19 protein-coding genes are annotated in these 19,074 nt (G+C 55.0%); 10 read left to right on the top strand and 9 right to left on the bottom strand.

Annotation, left to right across the window (positions count from 1 at the left end):
- Positions 1–121: 121 nt before the first annotated feature.
- From YH63_RS22000 to YH63_RS07170, 5 genes are all read left to right on the top strand, one after another.
- Positions 122–949, top strand: a complete 828-nt coding sequence (locus YH63_RS22000; RefSeq protein ID WP_083992612.1) for a DNA adenine methylase — start codon at positions 122–124, stop codon at positions 947–949.
- 20 nt (positions 950–969) lie between these two features.
- A complete protein-coding gene (locus YH63_RS07185) occupies positions 970–2,151 on the top strand; it encodes a metallophosphoesterase family protein (RefSeq protein ID WP_170978669.1) in 1,182 nt (393 codons plus the stop codon).
- Entirely contained in the window at positions 2,148–3,953 is a 1,806-nt protein-coding gene (locus YH63_RS07180) for an ORC-CDC6 family AAA ATPase (RefSeq protein ID WP_137325142.1), read from the top strand. The genes YH63_RS07185 and YH63_RS07180 overlap by 4 nt, the downstream gene beginning before the upstream one ends.
- Positions 3,946–4,878 (top strand): hypothetical protein, encoded by a 933-nt coding sequence (locus YH63_RS07175; RefSeq protein ID WP_046828193.1) that lies wholly within the window; start codon positions 3,946–3,948, stop codon positions 4,876–4,878. The genes YH63_RS07180 and YH63_RS07175 overlap by 8 nt, the downstream gene beginning before the upstream one ends.
- 231 nt (positions 4,879–5,109) lie before the next feature.
- Positions 5,110–6,153, top strand: a complete 1,044-nt coding sequence (locus YH63_RS07170) for a PIN domain-containing protein (RefSeq protein WP_046828194.1) — start codon at positions 5,110–5,112, stop codon at positions 6,151–6,153.
- Between the two features lie 104 nt (positions 6,154–6,257).
- On the opposite strand, the gene YH63_RS07165 is transcribed toward YH63_RS07170, so the two are convergent.
- From YH63_RS07165 to YH63_RS07145, 5 genes are all read right to left on the bottom strand, one after another.
- Positions 6,258–7,487: a tyrosine-type recombinase/integrase gene (locus YH63_RS07165; protein WP_083992614.1), complete on the bottom strand. Its 1,230-nt coding sequence runs from the start codon at positions 7,485–7,487 to the stop codon at positions 6,258–6,260.
- 315 nt (positions 7,488–7,802) lie between these two features.
- Positions 7,803–9,851, bottom strand: a complete 2,049-nt coding sequence (locus tag YH63_RS07160; protein WP_083992615.1) for a phage/plasmid primase, P4 family — start codon at positions 9,849–9,851, stop codon at positions 7,803–7,805.
- A complete protein-coding gene (locus YH63_RS07155) occupies positions 9,848–10,120 on the bottom strand; it encodes a helix-turn-helix transcriptional regulator (RefSeq protein WP_046828197.1) in 273 nt (90 codons plus the stop codon). The genes YH63_RS07160 and YH63_RS07155 overlap by 4 nt, the downstream gene beginning before the upstream one ends.
- A gap of 88 nt (positions 10,121–10,208) precedes the next feature.
- Positions 10,209–10,973, bottom strand: a complete 765-nt coding sequence (locus YH63_RS07150) for a hypothetical protein (RefSeq protein ID WP_137325141.1) — start codon at positions 10,971–10,973, stop codon at positions 10,209–10,211.
- 194 nt (positions 10,974–11,167) lie between these two features.
- The gene (locus tag YH63_RS07145) at positions 11,168–11,431 is read right to left on the bottom strand and encodes a hypothetical protein (RefSeq protein WP_046828198.1); all 264 of its coding nucleotides are present in this window, start codon (positions 11,429–11,431) and stop codon (positions 11,168–11,170) included.
- A 104-nt stretch (positions 11,432–11,535) separates the two neighbouring features.
- Between YH63_RS07145 and YH63_RS07140 the strand changes: the two genes are divergently transcribed.
- Positions 11,536–11,763, top strand: coding sequence for a helix-turn-helix domain-containing protein (locus tag YH63_RS07140; RefSeq protein WP_083992616.1), 228 nt, complete (start codon positions 11,536–11,538; stop codon positions 11,761–11,763).
- A gap of 267 nt (positions 11,764–12,030) precedes the next feature.
- Here YH63_RS07140 and YH63_RS07135 read toward each other — a convergent pair whose 3' ends face one another.
- On the bottom strand, positions 12,031–12,687 hold the full coding sequence (locus YH63_RS07135) for a hypothetical protein (RefSeq protein WP_052753842.1): 657 nt from the start codon (positions 12,685–12,687) through the stop codon (positions 12,031–12,033).
- 544 nt (positions 12,688–13,231) lie between these two features.
- Entirely contained in the window at positions 13,232–14,161 is a 930-nt protein-coding gene (locus YH63_RS07130) for a DUF2971 domain-containing protein (RefSeq protein ID WP_052753843.1), read from the bottom strand.
- Between the two features lie 574 nt (positions 14,162–14,735).
- Between YH63_RS07130 and YH63_RS21590 the strand changes: the two genes are divergently transcribed.
- Positions 14,736–14,912 carry a hypothetical protein gene (locus YH63_RS21590; protein ID WP_006023395.1) on the top strand — a complete coding sequence of 59 codons (177 nt, stop codon included), beginning with the start codon at positions 14,736–14,738 and terminating at the stop codon, positions 14,910–14,912.
- 52 nt (positions 14,913–14,964) lie between these two features.
- On the top strand, positions 14,965–15,219 hold the full coding sequence (locus tag YH63_RS07125) for a hypothetical protein (RefSeq protein ID WP_046828200.1): 255 nt from the start codon (positions 14,965–14,967) through the stop codon (positions 15,217–15,219).
- A gap of 13 nt (positions 15,220–15,232) precedes the next feature.
- On the opposite strand, the gene YH63_RS07120 is transcribed toward YH63_RS07125, so the two are convergent.
- Both YH63_RS07120 and YH63_RS07115 read right to left on the bottom strand, forming a co-directional pair.
- Positions 15,233–15,457: a hypothetical protein gene (locus tag YH63_RS07120; protein ID WP_046828201.1), complete on the bottom strand. Its 225-nt coding sequence runs from the start codon at positions 15,455–15,457 to the stop codon at positions 15,233–15,235.
- A gap of 131 nt (positions 15,458–15,588) precedes the next feature.
- On the bottom strand, positions 15,589–16,461 hold the full coding sequence (locus tag YH63_RS07115) for a class I SAM-dependent methyltransferase (RefSeq protein WP_349642967.1): 873 nt from the start codon (positions 16,459–16,461) through the stop codon (positions 15,589–15,591).
- On the opposite strand from YH63_RS07115, the gene YH63_RS07110 reads away from it, so the two are divergent.
- Positions 16,460–17,431, top strand: a complete 972-nt coding sequence (locus YH63_RS07110) for a Bug family tripartite tricarboxylate transporter substrate binding protein (RefSeq protein ID WP_046828202.1) — start codon at positions 16,460–16,462, stop codon at positions 17,429–17,431. The two genes, YH63_RS07115 and YH63_RS07110, sit on opposite strands and share 2 nt — an antisense overlap.
- Positions 17,432–17,585: 154 nt before the next feature.
- On the top strand, positions 17,586–18,983 hold the full coding sequence (locus tag YH63_RS07105; RefSeq protein ID WP_046828203.1) for a cytochrome P450: 1,398 nt from the start codon (positions 17,586–17,588) through the stop codon (positions 18,981–18,983).
- The last annotated feature ends 91 nt before the right edge of the window (positions 18,984–19,074 follow it).

The following is a 19,074-nucleotide window of genomic DNA, read 5'->3' as shown; positions in this document are numbered from 1 at the left end:
CCGGCCCGTTCTAACCCCGCGCGGGCGCTTGTAACTGGCTGTTGTGAACTGGCGGTAGCGTCTACCCTCTGGGCTCAAAAAATGACAACATCGAGCCAGCTTAGGCCCGCCAGGTTCATCAGTGACTACACCAAACGAAAAGAGCTCGCACGGCCCCAGCTTCCTTCGTTGGGCGGGGAGTAAGCGTCAATCGCTTTCCTCGCTTACAAAGGCTTATCGGGATTGTGAGCGTGAATACATTGAACCGTTCGCTGGCTCAGCGGCGCTCTTTTTCTTTCTAGAACCAAAATCGGCCCTTCTCGCAGATCTTAACGGTCACTTGATTAATGCGCTCCGCTGGGTACGGGACGAGCCCACGCTTGTTCATCGAAGGCTATCTCGTATGCGACGAGATGCCGAACAATATTATTACTCGCGGAAGCGATTCAATAAACTCCTACCGTACGGATTGGAGTCCGCTGTCCTCTTCATTTATCTGAATCGAAATTGTTTCAACGGCCTCTGGCGCACAAATTTGAGCGGCGAGTTTAATGTGCCCTTTGGTGGCACTGAGATGGGCGCAAATCCTCCGCTCGAACTTCTGCAATCGTGCTCAGCCGCGCTTAATCGAGCGAGATTACGGCATCAGGATTTTAGGAAAACGATCGGCGATGTAGCGGAGCGATCATTTATCTATGCAGACCCTCCTTACTTCACTTCCACAGAAAGGACCTTTGTTGAGTATGGGAAGAAGTCCTTTGGCCGAGACGATCTTGTGGATCTTCTCAATGGGCTAAAGCTAGCTGACAAACGAGGCGCTCATATTGCACTAACCTACAATGATTCCATTCCGCTTGATTTGCTACCGCGGCGTTGGAAACTTCTTAAATTTAAGGTGACTCGCAACGTAGGAGGATTTGCTGGGTCGAGAAAGAAGCAAACCGAAATACTTATTACCAACGTCGACTAGGTGATTCTTTGAAGAGATTTTTGCTTATCAGCGACATTCATGCCTGTGATGTTGATCCGACGTCTTCAGGAGCGCCTTCCTACGTGAGCACATTCCCAAGAGTGGGAAATGACATTGACCCGTTCTCAGAGCTTGAGCGATTGATTGAGGAGGAGAAGCTTTCAATCGATTTTATCCTATGCCCTGGGGACATCACGAACAAGGCGTCGAAGGCTCCTTTTTCTTATGCGTGGGAGAAGCTCAACGCATTGGCAAACAAGATAAATGCGGGACTGATATCGACCGTGGGTAATCATGATGTTGACTCTCGCTATACAAACAACACATACGATCCAAGCGAGTTCATTAAGTCGTTGACGCCAAAACTACCAACCAATGATGTTGGGTCATTCCGCGCATTCTGGTCAGAAAATTTTTGCTTAGTCACTTCAGCCGACTGCAATATTCTGGCATTGAACACTGCCGCCTACCATGGAGGCGGCAAGGACGCGGAAGCCGAAATGGAATACGGGCGCATAAGCCCGCCAACACTCATTGCAATAAAGAAAGCGCTCCGTGATGCGCCCCTTCGCGGGACCAATATTCTGCTTTGCCATCATCACCTTCTGAAATCAGACATCAGCGATGTTTCAGCCGCAGGTGTAACTCGTGGTGGCGACGTACTCGTGGATCTGTTGAACGATAGGCCAGAAGCATGGATCGTCGTGCATGGGCACCGGCACATACCGGAATTAATTTACGGGCACGGTGGCTCAAACTCTCCGACAATCGTGGGTTCTGCGAGTTTCAGCGCGCAAATAAACTTTGACGCACAGAATAAGAATCCAAATCAGGTACACCTTCTCACTTCTGATCCAACGGCAGCAATTCGTTCAGGGTGGGTTAGCACCGGCGAAATCAGGAGCTGGACTTGGCAGCCCGGCATAGGTTGGAAGAAGGCTCGCGGGCCACACGGCCTAAACCACGTCACGGGATTTGGCTTCCGTTCTAGTGTGATGTTTCTTGCGAACCAAATCGATCAATATCTGAAGGGGCAGGGAAAAGAACACGTCTCGTGGAACGAAGCCTCGTTGGCTCATCCACCGCTTTCTTGGCTGATCCCGTCAGATTTTAGGGCACTCGAAGCCGCACTGGCGAAGTTCCGGATCGCCATCTTGGTCGACCGAGATGGCAGCTACGCGCAGATTGGAAGATCGTCATGAGAGCAGAGCTGGAATACAATGCACGATCAATTCCGCCCTCAGATATTGCGCGGTCATTCATTCCGCCGGAACCCCATTTCTCGAGGCTGTTGGCCCGAAATCACACTCTCATTCTCGGGCCAAGAGGTAGCGGTAAAACATCATTGCTCAAAATGTTGACGTTGCGCGCGCTCAACAATTGGGACCATCCGTCGGCAGAATCACTCTCTTCCCAGATTGAATTTAATGCTGCGTTTGTCTCTGCTGACATCACCTGGGGTCGGCAGCTGGATTCGCTCGGCTCTTTGAGCTTCGACCAACATCGTAAAGAGGCGGCATTCGTTCTTCATACCATTAGAGCATTAATTGGAGCGATGCGGGACGCTACTGAGCTTGCGAGGCAGTCGCTTAAAAATCATCTGCGTCACCTAGGTACTGATCTCTCAGTCGCCCAAGAGAGCGATTTCGTGAAACTAGTCTCGGATGCATTAGCTGTAGTACCTAAAATTAATAGCTTGCTTGGATTGGAAATTGCGCTTGAGACAAAGCTTGATAGCATAAACGTAGGAGAAGATGCCTCGGCCTACAAGGTTGAGTCTTTTCCGACGAAGTTGAGCTCGGTAATTGCTGCATTCAATGGCGTAGCGGGCCAAGATCGTCGCTGGGCGTTGCTATTTGATGAGATGGAAATCGCACCGACTTGGATTAAATCATTCTTACTATCGGGGATGCGCAGCTTTGATGAGCGAATAATCGTGAAGCTGGCGATAGCGCCATATATGGATGACGCCGGATTCGAAAGAACGCCAACTTCGCCGCAGCAGTATCACGATTATCAAACGATCCAACTCTCATACGCAAACAAGGATGACGCCAAGCATTTTACCAATGAGTTGTTTGAACAAACTCTTGGACGGATGAGTATCGACGGGACGCACTTGCCTCGGCTCTTAGGTAGCCCAAGAACGCGAATCCAGACTAGAGCGCACCTTGAGCCTCGACCTAAGCTCCCGGTCGAGTTTTCAGAGCTTTATGAGAAGGATGATTCATTTGCTCAGTACGTGGACGAGCGAGGTCTGCGTTCACCGAAGTATGTGTTCAAAGAAGCAAATGTTGCGCAGGACATACGGAAAGTTCTACCCATTGTTACCGCGCGAAACTTTTATATTAGGAAGTTTGAGAACGGCCGGCTGATAGCGGAGCGATCTCGCAAATCTCCAGTATTATATACCGGCTTCCCTTCTCTCGTTGAGATAACCGAAGGAAACCCGAGAGCAGTATTAACGTGTGTCGTACCGCTTGCGCGATCACACATAGAGAGCTCTGGCTCGAATCCGACGGCGACAATCTCGGTACAAGCGCAAACGGAATCTGTCCGGCGTGTAGAGCTTCTTCTCACTTCGTTGTTGCGCGTTATCCCGATCGACAATTTATCGGGCTTTGAGCATGGCAAAGGCTTGTTGGACTTCATCGATCAAATTGGCCGAGCATTTGAAGATCGGCTCATTAAGCACAGATTTGCTACCGACTATGTTGGTACATTTATGTTGGATGCGGGCGTGAGTGATGCCGTAGAGGCAGCTGTAGGCAAAGCGCTAAACGCCGGTGCTCTTATTCACATTCCACATCCCGATAGCGGTCCGGACATCCTCTTACGCGGACTCCGAGGGCAGCGCTTCCGAATATCATACGCACTGGCTTCTCGATATAGGTTGCTTCTTACGTTAGGAGATCGCGTTAATCTCTCAAAACTTCTGTTCGAGATGCGCGGTGTGCAGCTTCATGATGTGCAGCACCAGCTTTTCGAGGATAAGAATGATTAGAACAGAATCGGATACTCCACCTGAGCAATTTGAGTTCGATCTAGCAATCGCGGCTGTCGGTTATGAGCGGCGCTGCAGGTACTCAATCAAGAAGTACGGAATCAAAGGAAGAGTATCGCTCGGCTTGGAGTTCGGCTTTCTAACAAGTCACTCTTATCCGGATAATAGACAGTTCTTCTTGGACGAAGGATTCCAACTCATCGTCGGCATGGGAGCTGAAACTTCAAAGCGAATTTCAGACGCTATCATCAGCTACGGACCAACAGATAGACCCACTACGGTTTTCGTAGATATTTCCTCTATGTCACGCGAGATGATCTCGCATGTCCTTCTAGGACTTCAGACTGCCTTGGGTCAGAAGTCTTTAGTCGTTAGCGCGGCATACGCGCCATCCAAGTTTTCCGGTGCCTATCAATCGGCTCCGATACGCAGAGATGGACCGATAGTGTCGAAGCTCGCGGGATGGTCATCTCGACCAGACTATCCGTTAGGGGTGATTTTTGGGCTCGGGTGCGAGCCCAATTTGGCGCTGGGCGCACTACAGCTTTTAGAGCCTAGAAAAGCTTGGTTGTTCGAGCCCGTTGGCACGGATCCGAACTACGACGAAGCAATGCGTGCGGCGAATTCCGGAATTGGCGATATTTTCGACGTCACGTCCTTCGCATACGACATAACCAGGCCTACAATGCTTCGAGGGCGCTTCGAAGCATTGTTAAACGCGGTTGAATCCGATTTCCGTCTGGTAGTGGTTCCCTTCGGTCCCAAAATCTTCGCTTGGTCAACGATCTTCACTGTAGCTCTGGGTGCGCGGCCAACAATCGGGGTTTGGGCTTTTAGCTCGAAGGATCAAGCGACGCCTGTTGATCGCGATTCTGAGGGTGATGTCGTTTGGCATCAAACGACGATCGATTGCTCCGTGCTTTAAAATGTTGGGTTCAGGCACTGATGATAGTTAGTCCATTCTATGTTCCGAATGCCGCGTACGTCGCCGAGATGTGGTTCGACAAAATCACAAAGCAGACGTGGCGCAATTAGCCAGTGATTTGCGTGCGCTGTGTGTGAGTCCACCGCCTCGGATTTGGCCTGCAAAACAGTGCGCATATGATGTTCTTGATAGGACTGGTGTAAAAAATAGCAATGGAAAAATGTGAGCGTTATGGCCGACGACGACCAAGGCGAGCTGATAACAAAGTATGTTTTTATCGATACAGAAGCTTTTGTCCGAGAAAAACTAGACTGGCAATCAAAGACGTTAGTAGGATTCTCAGAGTTAGTGCGCGCCGGACATCTTACGGTTATTTCGACGAGCATCACGCGTAGAGAGATAGAGTCAAATATTAGCGAAGTTTGTGAACACGCCTTGAAGGCGATGGCAAAATACGATGTTACACTGCGGCTTTTAAACATACAGAGCCCACCTTTTGAGGCGGCTCGATCGGCGCTTCTGGAAAAGTATGCTGAATTCTCGCGCAATCTCGGCGTGGTTGAGGTCCCCCTCTCGCGAGATGCGGAAAAGCTCTTCGATGCCTACTTCTCGAGAATGTCGCCGTTCAGTGAGAAAAAGAAATCCGAATTTCCGGATGCCGTAGTATTGCAGTCGTTGCGGGAATGGTGCGTAAGCAAGGGCCAGAAGCTGTACGTGGTTTCTCGTGATCCTGATATCAAAACATCCTGCAATAATGATGCATTTCTAATCCAGGTCGAAAGTGTTGCGGAGGTACTCTCGAAGGCTTTAGTTGTCAAGAAACTGCACGATGCTTTGTTTGAGGCGGTCGCTCAGAATGACGAGCTTTTCAAATGCATTCGAGCAAAGCTAATACACGAGCCGGTCAAAGGCGGAAGTCGGTTCGATCGCGTAACTATCGATGGACAAATAACGGATGTCTATGATGCCGATTTGGTGACGCTCAACGTAATCAATCGAGACGGTAACCAATTTCAATGCGAGGTTGAATTTGAATTTGAACTAGAAGCTGCCGTCGGCATCGAGCGTGAATACACTCACGACCCGGAAATCTACGACACCTATGAGACGTTCCGAGAGGATGTGAATTTTCATCAAATCGTCTTATGCGAGATTGAGATCGAGTTTGAACCTTCAAAGACAGATTCGCTACGAGTGTTATCCGTTTACCTGGGTAACCCTAGGTTGGAAATAAGCGCATCTGATCTGAGCCGACAGTCGCGTTATTTTCGATGACGCGTTGAGCGATCACGCATGCATCCGACTGATGATACTTGATCCAATGTATAATTAGTTGATGCGCAGATCAGCGAATGCTTTCGTGGATCGATCTTAGAGATCTACGTGTATGCTTTTTCCAGTGCGCTGATCGCGGTTTCACCGCCGCGGACGGCTTGCGTGTAATGTCCAAGGGTCACTGCGGCGCTGGCATGTCCCGCGATCTTAGCGACCAATCCAACCTCGACACCCTGGGCTTGAAGTGTAGAAATGAAAGAATGTCGGGCGCTATGCGGCGTGACGTGCGGAAGGCCGTATCGCTTTAAAGACGGCGTCCAGAAGCGGTGGTTGAAATTGTGATAAACCAGAGGCCCGCCGCCATCTTTGCGTGGTAGTGGCCATGCTTGGCGAGACCCAAGTCCCGGAAAGACGCGATGTAGTTTGCCATCCTTTCGTGGGCAGGCCACGCGCCACTCGATCAGCATGGTACGGAGGAGTTCGCAAATCGGAATTTCTCGCGTTCCGGCTTCTGTTTTCGTCATGTCGGTAAGTGTGCCGTCACGCTCTTGCATGCGGCAAATGCGGATCACATTGGCGTCGAAATCCACATCCTCCCAAAGGAGGCCGAGCTGCTCGCTCGGGCGCGTGCCTGCGAGAAACGGGAACGCAACATAAATACCGCGTTCACGATCTTGCCTAGCCATCGATATGAGCGTTGCGATTTGCTCAGTGGTGAGAATTGCTTTTTTCACTTTTGACTTGCTACGGCCGAGATTGCTCGGCATTGCCGGCGGTCGCGTATTAGTGTCTTCCGCATTCAGCGCGAGCGCTGCATTTAAAAACATCTTGGCGCGGTTGGCTGTATAAGGACCGACTTCAGCTGAGATTATCTTGTGCCACGACCTGATGTCGGCCGTCGTGAGTTCCTGAGCCTTGACGCTTCCGAGTAATTCCTGAGTACGGGCACGTGTTGCAGGCATTTTTGAGCGCGTGAATTCTGCGCGATCTTTCGAGGTGCCGACAATCAGGGGTCCGACAATGTTCTTGATGGTTTCACGATAACCACGGAGGGTCTGTGGCTTGATGTGCTGCTCGCGATCGGCAAGCCATCGATCCATTACTTCCGCAACTGTATTCGACTGGCGGCGTCCGACATAGTCGCCCCCGCGCAACTGAGTGGTCAATTTACTGCATTCTTCCTGTGCGTCTTTCTGTCGGGCGAAGAACAGTTGCTTGCGCTTGCCGGTGCGCGGCTCGCGATAATTGACCACATATCGCGTCTGGCTGACTACTTGACCTGATCTCAAGACGCGTTTGCGGTTTCTGCGGGTGATGCTGACTGAATTACTCATTGTTCGTTTCTGATTGCTTAGTTCGCTTTAAAGAATAAAACATGTGGTTACACGGTGCACAATTTACCGCGGAGCATTGGCGACGCCTCGACCACGATGATGACGGCGTCACGGTGGCCGTATGATATCGTCAGCTCTCGCAATTCGGAGGAGGGGGAGGCCTTCCCCTCCTCCTTTATCTTCCCTGCCCTCAAATCTTTTGAGAAAGCCGTGACACCGTCATCACCGTGTTCAGCGAAATGGGTCTCGACGGCCTTCCGGGCCTCGTCGGAGAGCTCAGAACGCTTCGGCTATATTGGGGCGGGGAGATATCGATCAGAAATCGGGAAGCCGCGTCTTGAAAGCGGTATACACAACGCGGACAGATTTACGTATGTCTCCATCGACCACGTTGATGTATCCGCCCTTGATGCCGAGGGCTCTGAGCTTGCGGCCAAGAGAATTTGCGGGTAGCCGGCGCTCCTCATGGTTGTCGGCCCAGGAATTGAAAGCCTGGACTACCTCAGAGATCGGCGTCCTCGCGTTTAGATCGATCACCATGCAGTCTTTGAAGAAGAGGGCGACGGGATCTTGGCCGGTGGTGTATTCGGCCACCTCGTCCGAACTCTCGGGCGGAATGTCGAAGTATCCACGACGATATAGGCGGTCGAGCGCGAGCATGCAGCGGACGAATATTCCGGGACGTTCGGCGCGCAGTTTTGCGTCGCGGTCCGGGTCCGGCTTGTCGATTCTCTCGCCGCATGGAAGGAAAATCAATCGCCTCCGTAAACCATCGCCCGCGCCGATGGCCCTAGGGATGTCGAAGTTCATTGAACCAGCGAACCGGACGGTTGGTAGGACACGCCCCTCGACCTCCTGGTAGAGCTTCCTGATTGACACTGGGTCGCCACCAGTGATTCGCATGAAGCCCTCGCCGAATATCGACTTCACGGTCTGGATATCGAACGAGATACAGACGAGCTTCAACGCGAGGTCGGTCAGATAGCGCTCGCTATCGATACGGTCGAGCGGCGTCACGGATACAGCCGCAGGGTCGTGCAGTGATTCGAGCACTCGCAGGAGAGTGCTTTTGCCGCTGCCCGCCGCACCAATCAGATAGAGCGCCTTCTGAAAGCGCATGTCAGGGACAAGCGTTAGACCGATGAACTCATCGAACAGCTCCATCGCGAGCTTGCTGCCCTTGAACGTCTGAGCGAGCTGGTCTCCGTAAGTTGGGCAGGTCGCATTCTCGTCGAAATCAAAATCCAGTTGATATCGCAGTTCATGCTCCGGCGCGTGACCAACCAACACTCCGCGCCTGACGTCGTACACGCCGTTCTTAAGCCCGATAAGAAATCCGCCTGAGGATTTGCCGAAATCGGCCCGCTCTGTGTTCAATTCCAGGCAGCGACGAACGTTCGAGAGATAGGAACTGAGCTGTTGGTGCGCTTTGAGTCGCGGTGACAAAAGCGCTTTCGATTGCCGATCGATCTCGCGGTCCGTTATCAGCGGCCAGTAACCATCCAGGTAGCGTCGGAAACCTTCTCCAGGAATGAATGCTACCGGATCGAGAGCGCTCGCGACTGAGATAGCGATTTCTTCATCGAGCGGCCGTTTGTCAGATGGTGCACCGAGTTTCTCCCGGGCGCTGACGACCCAGCCAGGCAACTCGTCACGCGAATTGCCGTTGTAATCGGTCGGCAACAGAGCGGTCACGATCCCGACTATCTCGTGGTCGCCGCACCCGAACTCGATAAGACGCCAAACGAGCTTCATGCCAGCGTCGTGCGTTGATTCGCCGGCGATCAGGATCGCCGATTCTTCGGCCCGAACGATGAGCCTCAACAGGTCAAGCTTGCGCTGCGACAACTGCGGCAGATCGAGAGGATCACACTTAAGTAGCGGCGATTCGAGCCATTCATACGGTTTTCCCGTGTCAGGGTGCAGTGTGGGCGGCAGAACGGTCATTTTTCCGTTGATCAGAACGTCGATCTTGCCTGCTTTTGCATGATCCGTCAGGACGGTTGACCGCAGCGCCACGGCGTTTGGCACCCTTACGAAGAAAGTCGCACCCTTCTTGCCGACCTTGCCGGAAATGCATTCGCCGAGCACCACGCGAACGACTCCGACGAGGGCGTCGTCATCAACGTCGACCGCCGCGATGCGCCAGCCGCTAACGATTTCCGTCGAGAGGAGCAGTCCTATGCCATTGTCGGCATACCGCGCCACCCACTCGCTGCGGGTTGATGGGCTGGGCGGGCTATTGCAGTGGCCCTGCCAACCACTAATTTCCTTGGCCGGGCGCTTCGAGCGAGGCTCGACGGGCACAACGCTGTAGCCGAGTTGCCAATACGATGGCGCGGCGGTTTGGAAAAGACCACTCATTGGCCGCCGCCTGCCGCGTCAACCACCGCGTCGGGCGGGCTCAAATACTCAACGGGATCGTCTGCGTTTACTTTCCGCCGGCCGTCGGCAAATCTGACCAAACCGGTCGATTCGATGTAGGCGACAACCTCGGAAAGGCGGACAAGAATGCGGCGGTTCTGAAAACTGTACGTCGGGAAAGCTCCGAGCTTCGCAGCTCGTTGGACTTTCACATAGGATACACCGAGCTGTTCGGCCGCTTCTGCCAGGGTGATGAATTTTTCGATCATTTGAATCTCCAATGCACCAGACTTGGTGCGTGGAGAGAGATAACCGTAACGGTCAGCGAATAATCACGATCCCCCGGGGGTCTGGGTTTTACCGTAGCCGGAAGGCTTCAACTCTAAGCGGTGGAAGGTGTCTTTCAGAGATACGCGCATCGGATAGCAATTCTCGGAGTTTCTTGACCGATAAGTTCCGATAACTGCCCTTGATTTGTTCAGCGGCTATTCCAGCGCGCTCATCAAGAAGCCTGCCGTACCATTGCCTATTGTAAGGGCGTGCGGGGCGCAGGCTTCCGTTCGCGATACGGAAACATACGCGTGCCAGCTCTCTTTCGGCAGGGCTGCGATCACGGGCCTTGAGGGTTGATAAACGCTGTCTGATCCAATGCGCGTACCAGTAACGCTGGATTCTATGGCCTTCGGCAGCGCCTGAGATTGATTGGCCTCCCTCGGCCAATACACGTTCGGAGTGGTGGACGAGTTCGATGTATCGTCCGTACAGCTCCTTCAATCGTCCCCATTCGTGAATAAAGGCTGGAGTGGATTGCCTGTCGCAAATGCCTTGAGCGATTAAGTCATAGTTGATTGGCGGCGGACGTTCAGCAAACGTCGGCCAATTCTCCGGTAGATCGTGCGAAAAGGCGAGCTCGTAGCTTACCGCGCGCAGTGCGGATCGCCGGGATGCATCCACCGAATAAATCGGCTCGTAGACAACTGATCTAGCAGTCAAAGGACTTTCCATTTGTCGGTGCGTCAGTACGCATAGGACGTGTAAGTCCCATTGGGCTGCAGATGGCACCCAAAATGGATTCAGCACTGCTTTAATTTCCCGGTAATCGTGCGCGATTTCGATCCACATGCCGAAGTTTCCTTTTCATGCGGCATGCGAACATCAAGTTCTCAAGTTCGGAAAGGGGGCTTTCCGGAAAATAATTGAGAATTATTTTCTACCTCGATGCTTGAATAGGCGGGCGTGCGGCACTAATTGCCCGGGGGCGCTCACTTACTAGGAACGCGGCGCGTTCGAGAGCCACATTGTCGAACTGGCGCCCTCTACTCGGACGGTTCAGCTTTTCTGCGTCGCCGCCATAGTCGGCCGATTGCCGCCGGGGCATCACCTATCGCGTTGGCGATGAAAGCGATCGGAATCAATATCGCGGCGGCGGCGATCTGTACGGCAACTAGGCCAATGCCAATTGCCACGGCAGCAACAGCTACAACGGCCGCAGCTATAAACACCATTTTGGTGAATTCTGGGAAGTACGCCGCTGCTAATACAAGAAGAATGAGTGCTAGCAGGATCTGGATTGCGCGCATGTCCTCGGGCCTCCAACGGGCAGGAAACCATGCGACGCTGGGCGTCGCAATTATTTGAAAGGTTATCCAAATATCGACTATATTCCCTAGAGACTATATGCCAGATGCGCGCCAATCTCACAATGAGGGATTGGCGGGTCGTATTTGGAAGTAACGTTCGTAAAGTGCGTCAGCAGCGAAAGCTGACGCAGGAGCAACTCGCTTTCGAAGCCAAGATTGATCTGACCTATGTCGGAGGCATCGAGCGCGGGAAGCGAAATCCAAGCCTTCTGGTGATGGCCCGCATTGCTGGTGCACTTTCAATCCCGCTACACAAGCTCTTAGTTGATTAACGGCGGCTGCTGCGAGCCGGAGATTGATGCGGGCCTCATAACGTTTATAAAGGCAAGATCGTAGTTTCCCAGCAGCGCTCGTTGAGCCAACGGGGGCGGGGCTCGATGAAGATGCAGCGTTAAGTTCTTTGACGGACAAACACCGCTTCTATCTCGATTATCATCGCACGAGCCAGTTTAAGCTGGGGTAACAGCGCTCGATGGTTCTTTGGGCTCTCGATTAACTCTAAGCGTTTAGCAAAGGACGTCCTATCAAGACGTCATAGGTTATTGTGTAGACGGCGAATTTGGAGCCGCTGTCGGAAGTGCTTCTGGTTGCGAAGTTGTCGCCGGTATCTTTTCTAACAAGATAATCGCGCCTTCGCCCCGCGTCATCGTATCGAAAATCTCTATCTCAGATGCTTTAAGCATTCGATGCCAAACTACCTGCAAGTCATCATATCCTAAGTTGACGTCGTGAGGCTTGCATCCTTTCTCCCAGTTTGCGGTTAGATCGACCCGTCGATTCAGGTCCTCTGCCTTCATCACAACGACTTCTTCATGCTTTACCACCAACGGCTTGCCATGAGCGACCATGTCGCGGAAGCGCTTCATAGCTCTGATTGAGCTCCATGGCCGCACGCCCCAGTCCGGCTCTATTCCGAGCTGCTCGCAGACCAACTTAACTTTTTCATCCCATGATTGAAATTCCCGCCAACCCTCAATCAATTTCCATCCTAGAAAATTGATCTTCGCTTCAAAAGCGAAAGCAATCATCATTCCGCAAGCCATATACTCGTAAGAAATACCTGCGCGATCGTCGGCTGCCTCCATCCGATCGATGCTATCCTTGAAGTGGTTAACTGCTTGAGCAAGATCGTTGTGAATGTAGAGATTGGCAGTTTTGGAAATCTTCGCGCGAACCAGGTCAACGAGTTCTGTCATCTGTTTACCTTGAAATGCGACTGAACAAACGGGTGTCGGTAACTAGAGCGGAAGGAAGTGTTGATTCGAGGGATGTCGAAGTTTCTTCTGCATGGAAGGGCCCGCGCGAAGCTCCCCTACATCGCCGCCATCGGTTGCTTCATGGAGATTAGAATAGTTTCGCCCAGAGGTGGAAGCTGCAACTGCATACTAAACCGCCAATCTAAACCCTTAACGACGGCAATGAATGGGGCGCAGCAATTCCTCGCGGGAGAGCTCGAGAACGCCTCGATCTTCGTAGGGACGCGGGTCAGCATTGGTGCAGCACGGCACATGCTGGACTCTGGTCGCCGTAGCCGCGGCGCTAGTAGGTCACGCAGCAAGCTAACGTTTCGAGCAAATCGTCTATTAGGCGCGGCCAAGTGTCCTCTTGGTCGGGTAGTAGCAGGGAAGCACCTGAAGATGAGAAGGCTGGTACAGCGCAGCGCTTGGACCGGGCCATCCCGATTTCTCCGAGGTCGCTTGATAAAAACTAACGACGGCCTTGCCGCGAGGCGACCCGAAGTCACCGGCAAGACTTTATGTCGAAAGAGCCGGATGACGAGATGTAAACCTCAAACAGTTCGACGTTCCTGCCTGCCGATCTCAGCAATTTTCGATAGTAATTCCTTCGTTGCTCTGACATCCGGTACCCGAAAATTACGGAAACAAGCTCTCCCGGAAAGTCATGTAAGCCCGAGGACTCCTCGACATATCGCCACTCCCGCTCATAACTCCAAGCAGGCGGTTTGGTAGTGACAGCGGCACGGAGCACAGGGTCATCAAAAGAGAATTTGGATAGCGACCTCATTCCGCCGGCCTCAGTGCGGTAGAACTGTATTTCGTGTAGAAACCCCTTTTCGAATACTGGCTTCCTAGTGTCATACACCACTGGGAAGGTATGGCGGGGATCGCTCAACTTGCTTCCTTCGGCCGTAGAGAAGCCCAGCGCGATTCCGGTGTGATCCCCTGCATAGTGAGCCCACATTGGCTGATTGTCCGGACAATCACTGAGACTGAAGATTCCCATACTTGAAAGCTGCTTCTCCAAGGTCTTGAATATGAGTCGTGGATCGGACAATTCGATTCCGTGATCGCCGTATAGCGATCTCATCGCCTTTATCTTTCGATCAAACGGCAGCTTTTTAAGCCGTTTGAACCATTTTCTTGTTTGTTTTCGATCAAGAGAGAACAGCGTTTCGCGGGATTCAGCTCCAGGGAAGCCGAACAACCCCATCAGTTGGCCCTGCTCCATCTCGCGAATTTGTTGTTGCTGCCAATCCTTCGGAATTATTCCCGTCTTGCACTCCAATGGGTCGTTGAGAGTTTCCGCGGTAGGAAGCCAGATCTTTGCGCCTGTAATAACCTTTTCAGTGAGTTCGGTATCGGCACGGTACTTAAATAGGATAGCTGGCACGATTGCTGTGTTCTCAGTAGATTCTTGATCTGCTTGCATGTCTTTCAGCTTCGTCTTCGGACCCAGAGGTCGCCTCGAATTGCACTGCCTTAAAATGGGCACTCTAACCTAGCTAAGCGCTTCAGATCGACGGTGACGAGTCGGCGGGCCAGGTTGCTCCATCGCGCGAGCGGGGTAGGGGACCCGAAGGGAGGGGACCCGAGATAAAGCTGAAGAATTTTTAATCCCGAATATCGAGAGGACCCACGCGCCGGTTACGTCGCGGTTACTGTTTCCAGCTTTACCGGAGTTCGCTGCGGTTCACGGAGAAACACTCTCGGCCGAGCGGGAAGGACGTCAGCCGGCCCTTTAACATCGTACCGAAGCGCCTTGCGGCGCCCTCCTGCGTGTGGTTATAAACTACTGTAATAGCAAGATTTCTTGCTTCGTAATGAGGGGGTCGTAGGTTCGAATCCTATAGGCGGCACCACTCCTCTCAGCATCTCGAGAATGGCCTGAGCAGGACATGACGGGATCTGGGTCATCAAAGCAGTATGCAGACGGGCAGGTTGGCATTTCAGCGGCGTTGCTCGCAGCATGCCGGTGACGAGCAACCACGCGCAAGGGAACAACAATGACCGATAGAGAAAAGATTCTGGCCGCCCTTCGCGAAAAGCCCCTGAAAATTTTCGACGTGATGAAGCGCGTGAACATCAAAAATCAGGAGGACTGCCAGTCACTCCTCCTGAAGATGCGCGACGAGGGCCTGGTGCGCTTCGATATTCACAAGGGCGTTTGGCTCATCGGCTGACCGCCCATCGCGGGAAGCAGCTTTTCCGAAACATCACCCAGCAGGTCCTTTGATGAAACTTCTTCAAGCCTCAGTCATGGTGGTCGCATTGCTCGGAGCAACGCAGAGTTTTGCGAAGGTCGAGCAATGTCGCTTCATTGGTTCAAAGCCGGACCGGGAGGCCTGCTACGATCGTCAGGCCAAGGCGCTCGCGGCAAAGAAAGCAGAAGCTGCCGCGAAGCCAACGACGACAGATCCGATCGAGCGAATGAAGCAGGACGACGAAGCGCTGTCGCTCCGGCTGAAGAACATCTGCCGGGGCTGCTGAAGGCGCTAGCCGCTTACGAGAATCTCGTTCGTTCTCGCTTTGCTGCATCATAAATTTCGATCTGCAGCATTTTATATCGGGTCAGCAGTTCGGCTGCCGCGGCCTTGGCGGACGCCTCGTCATTGTATTGCGTTTTGAAGTGACCATCGACCACGAGCGTAAAGCCCTCAGCGGGTGGAACGTCCGCGCGCTGGATCTTGCGTGGCTCTTCGTCGGGGAGTGTGAGTGGTTTCTTCATGTCCGCCTGTGCTTCGTTGTTTGGGATAGCCTAGCACGGCAGAACCTGCGTGCTGGTAAAATTCGATGATGGAATGGCACCTGAACTGATTAAATTCAGGGAACCTTGAGGTCGTAGCTTTCGGATCAGCTTTAGGCGACGCGGAACGTGCTGAACTGAAAACTCTGCTGGCTGCCCCACGGAGTTGTGTGGAGATGAGAGATCGTCGCGAGGAGCTGGAAGTCTGCGCCGAGCGTGTCGGCCAGAGTTTCTCCGCTGTAGCGAACCACGGCCAGCCCGCTGCAGCGTTCCGGACCGTCAAGCGCGAAGGTTCCGAGGATGACATGCCCGCCCGGCCTCACCGCGCGGCGCATTCTTTCGACGTAAGCTGCGCGGTCGGTGTCTTCCGTGAGAAAGTGAAAGGCGGCGCGGTCGTGCCAGACGTCGAACGTTTGCGCGGGCTCCCACCGTGTTACATCGGCGGCGATCCATTGCACGGTCTCGGCACGGGCTCCCAGTCTTGCGCGCGCGGTTGACAGGGCCGCCTCCGACAGGTCCAGAACGGTCACATTCTGAAAGCCGCCGTGCACCAGGGTATCGACGAGGCGGGACGCACCGGCTCCGATGTCAATGATGCGGGTGTCGGCGCTCGCGCCCGTCGCGCGAAGCAGCTCCATCGACGGCTCCGCGCTCTCCTGAAACCAGCTTACCTCGCGCTCGCCCTTGGTGGTGTAGACCTGCTCCCAATGGGTGTGACGGCTGGTATCGGTCATCGCGTTATCGTCCTCAGCAAGGCTGTACAGATGGCACTCGTTCCCGCCCGGGACAACAGGCAGAAGAAGCCCGGCTGTTTGGAATGTGGCTTGCAGCGGCCGGTCGTTCGGCAGGATGCGGACCGGGTCTTGCGGCACCAGTACCATTGCGCTTGTGGTCAGCCTGTGCCGAAATGGCGGCATTAAAACAAGCGCGGTCAGGCAGTCGCAACCATCCGGCGTCATGAGCGCGCATTCAGGGAGGACGATCATGCGTTTCGTTGCTGCCGCCCTCGCGGCGCTTTGCCTTGTCTTTCAGACTGTCTCGCCCGGCCACGCCCAGGACAACTGGCCGTCGCGCAATGTTACCATCATCGTGCCGTTCACAGCCGGCGGCACCGCCGATCTGTTCGCGCGGCTGCTGGCCAGCCACATGCAGGTGACGTTCGGCCAGTCCTTCGTCGTTGAAAATCGCGGCGGTGCGGGCGGCAACATCGGCGCGGCCGCGGTCGCCAAGGCCCCCAACGACGGCTACACGCTGCTGCTCGGCACCGTCAGCACCCATGCGATCAATCCGACGCTGTATTCGAACCTCGCCTTCGACGCGGCGAAGGATTTCCAGCCGGTCTCGCTGATCGCGCGGTTGCCGAACATGCTGGTCGTGAAGAATTCGATGCCGGTGAAGAATGTCGCGGAGTTCGTCGCCTACGTGAAGGCCAATCCCGACAAGCTGAATTACGGATCGTCCGGCGTCGGCACCTCGATCCATCTGGCGGCGGAGCTGTTCAAGATCGCGACCGGCACCAGGATGACCCATGTGCCGTATCGCTCGTCCAACGAGATCATGCAGAACCTGACCGGCGGTCACATCGATCTCGCCTTCGACAACATCACGCTGGCGTGGCCGCAGGCGAAAGCCGGCACGGTGCGCGCGCTCGGGGTCACGAGCCCGCAGCGCTCCCCGACCGCGCCCGAAGTGCCGCCGATCGCCGACACGCTGAAGGGTTTTGACGCCACCTCGTGGCACGGGCTGTTCGCGCCGGCCGGAACGCCGCGTCCGATTGTCGAAAAAATGGCGGCGGAGATGAAGCGCATTCTCGAAATGCCGGAAACTGTGACCAAGCTCACCGATATCGGTGCGGTGCCGTCACCGATGACGCCGGATCAGTTCACGGCCTTTATCGCAGGCGAACGCGCGAAGTGGGCCGAGGTGGTCAAGGCGTCGGGCGCGACGGCGAACTAGGTTGTTGTCATTGCGAGGAGCGACAGCGACGAAGCAATCCAGCTATCGCCGTGATTGGGCCGCGCTGGATTGCTTCGCTTGCGCTCGCAATGACGTGTACGGTTGTTCCGGGAGCGCGTGATAAACTCCAGCTTGGTGTCGGAGCCAAAGCGTTATGAGCATTGCCGAGATCCTTGACGCACCGATGGCGCGCGCGCCGCTGGTCCCGCCGCGGCCGCCGCTGGCGCCGGACGATCTGTCTGCGCTCGGCCGGCTGTCCCTGATCCGGCGCAACGCCATCGCGAGCTGGGGCCAGCGCGCCTACGAGGACGACATCGTCCGGGGCCGGTTCTTCGGACGCAGCAGCTTCATTCTCAACACGCCGGACGCGATCCGGCATGTGCTCGTTGACAACTACGAGAACTACACCCGCACCCCGGCGGGCATCCGGGTGCTGCGGCCGATCCTCGGCGAAGGGCTTTTGCTGGCGGAAGGCAAGGCATGGAAAAATCAGCGCCGCACCCTGGCGCCCGCTTTCGCGCCGCGCGCCATTCCGCTGCTTATTCCGCACATGCTGGCAGCGACGGATGATGCGATCGGTGCGCTGCGCCATGAATGCGGCAAGCCGGTCGACCTGCGCGAAGCCATGCAGCGACTCGCGCTCGATATCGCCGGGCGCACGATGTTTTCGTTCGAGCTGGAGAAGCACGGCGCCGCGCTGCGTGGGTTCGTCAACGACTACGGCGAGCGTCTGGCGCAACCGCGTTTCCTCGATCTGTTGCTGCCGCTGGGCTGGCCGAGCCCAAGCGATATTTCGCGCGCGTTGTTCCGGCGGCGATGGACGCGCTTCATGCGCGGGCTGATCGCCGAACGCCGCGCCATGATGGGCGAAACGGGTGCGGGCGGTGCGCCGCGTGACCTGTTCGACCTCATGGTGGCGGCGCGCGATCCCGAAACCAATGAGGCCTTTTCCGACGAACAGCTCGGCGATCAGGTATCGACCATGATCCTCGCCGGCCATGAGACCACGGCGACCGCGCTGTTCTGGTCGCTTTATCTGCTGGCGCTCGATCCGGCGACACAGGATGAACTGGCCACGGAGGCGAAGGGCGCGCTTGCGTCCGGCGCGCTCGATGTCACCCGGCTGACCTTCACCCGCGCGGTTCTTGACGAAACCATGCGGCTTTATCCGCCTGCCTTCCTGATCGTGCGCGCCGCTGCCGGCCCCGATACGGTGGCGGGGGCGGACATCGCCAGCAGGGATGTGGTGCTGATTTCGCCGTGGCTGCTGCACCGGCATGAAAAGCTTTGGGACCAGCCCAACGCCTTCCGGCCGTCCCGCTTCCTGCCCGGCAATCCGCCGCCGGACCGTTTCGCCTATCTGCCGTTCGGCGTCGGGCCCCGGGTTTGCATCGGCGCGCAGTTCGCGCTGACCGAGGCCACGCTGGCGCTGGCCAAGCTCGTCGCGGCCTTCAGGATCGAGTTGCTCGACCGCGCGCCGGTGACGCCGGTCGGCGTGGTGACGACGCAGCCGGACCGCTCGCCGATGTTTCGGATCGTGCCACGCGGCTGATCGCCGGCGCGATCGAGCGCGTGTTGCAGCGCGATGAACAGGCGCGACATAAACACCTCGTGCGCTGTCTTATTCCAAAGTCTTATCCCGA

It is taken from the genome of Afipia massiliensis (assembly GCF_001006325.2).
In the GTDB taxonomy this organism is placed as follows: Bacteria; Pseudomonadota; Alphaproteobacteria; order Rhizobiales; family Xanthobacteraceae; genus Afipia; species Afipia massiliensis_A.
The sequence above is the reverse complement of the archived record's forward strand: the minus strand, read 5'-3'. Positions and strand labels throughout refer to the sequence as shown.

What these genes read in the sequence shown, in the direction of transcription:
- YH63_RS07180 (WP_137325142.1), top strand. Translation starts at nt 2,148, where the DNA reads ATGAGAGCAGAGCTGGAATACAATGCACGATCAATTCCGCCCTCAGAT.
- YH63_RS07175 (WP_046828193.1), top strand. Translation starts at nt 3,946, where the DNA reads ATGATTAGAACAGAATCGGATACTCCACCTGAGCAATTTGAGTTCGAT.
- YH63_RS07170 (WP_046828194.1), top strand. Translation starts at nt 5,110, where the DNA reads ATGGCCGACGACGACCAAGGCGAGCTGATAACAAAGTATGTTTTTATC.
- YH63_RS07165 (WP_083992614.1), bottom strand. Translation starts at nt 7,487, where the DNA reads ATGAGTAATTCAGTCAGCATCACCCGCAGAAACCGCAAACGCGTCTTG.
- YH63_RS07160 (WP_083992615.1), bottom strand. Translation starts at nt 9,851, where the DNA reads ATGAGTGGTCTTTTCCAAACCGCCGCGCCATCGTATTGGCAACTCGGC.
- YH63_RS07155 (WP_046828197.1), bottom strand. Translation starts at nt 10,120, where the DNA reads ATGATCGAAAAATTCATCACCCTGGCAGAAGCGGCCGAACAGCTCGGT.
- YH63_RS07150 (WP_137325141.1), bottom strand. Translation starts at nt 10,973, where the DNA reads ATGTGGATCGAAATCGCGCACGATTACCGGGAAATTAAAGCAGTGCTG.
- YH63_RS07145 (WP_046828198.1), bottom strand. Translation starts at nt 11,431, where the DNA reads ATGCGCGCAATCCAGATCCTGCTAGCACTCATTCTTCTTGTATTAGCA.
- YH63_RS07140 (WP_083992616.1), top strand. Translation starts at nt 11,536, where the DNA reads ATGCGCGCCAATCTCACAATGAGGGATTGGCGGGTCGTATTTGGAAGT.
- YH63_RS07135 (WP_052753842.1), bottom strand. Translation starts at nt 12,687, where the DNA reads ATGACAGAACTCGTTGACCTGGTTCGCGCGAAGATTTCCAAAACTGCC.
- YH63_RS07130 (WP_052753843.1), bottom strand. Translation starts at nt 14,161, where the DNA reads ATGCAAGCAGATCAAGAATCTACTGAGAACACAGCAATCGTGCCAGCT.
- YH63_RS21590 (WP_006023395.1), top strand. Translation starts at nt 14,736, where the DNA reads ATGACCGATAGAGAAAAGATTCTGGCCGCCCTTCGCGAAAAGCCCCTG.
- YH63_RS07125 (WP_046828200.1), top strand. Translation starts at nt 14,965, where the DNA reads ATGAAACTTCTTCAAGCCTCAGTCATGGTGGTCGCATTGCTCGGAGCA.
- YH63_RS07120 (WP_046828201.1), bottom strand. Translation starts at nt 15,457, where the DNA reads ATGAAGAAACCACTCACACTCCCCGACGAAGAGCCACGCAAGATCCAG.
- YH63_RS07110 (WP_046828202.1), top strand. Translation starts at nt 16,460, where the DNA reads ATGCGTTTCGTTGCTGCCGCCCTCGCGGCGCTTTGCCTTGTCTTTCAG.
- YH63_RS07115 (WP_349642967.1), bottom strand. Translation starts at nt 16,461, where the DNA reads ATGATCGTCCTCCCTGAATGCGCGCTCATGACGCCGGATGGTTGCGAC.
- YH63_RS07105 (WP_046828203.1), top strand. Translation starts at nt 17,586, where the DNA reads ATGAGCATTGCCGAGATCCTTGACGCACCGATGGCGCGCGCGCCGCTG.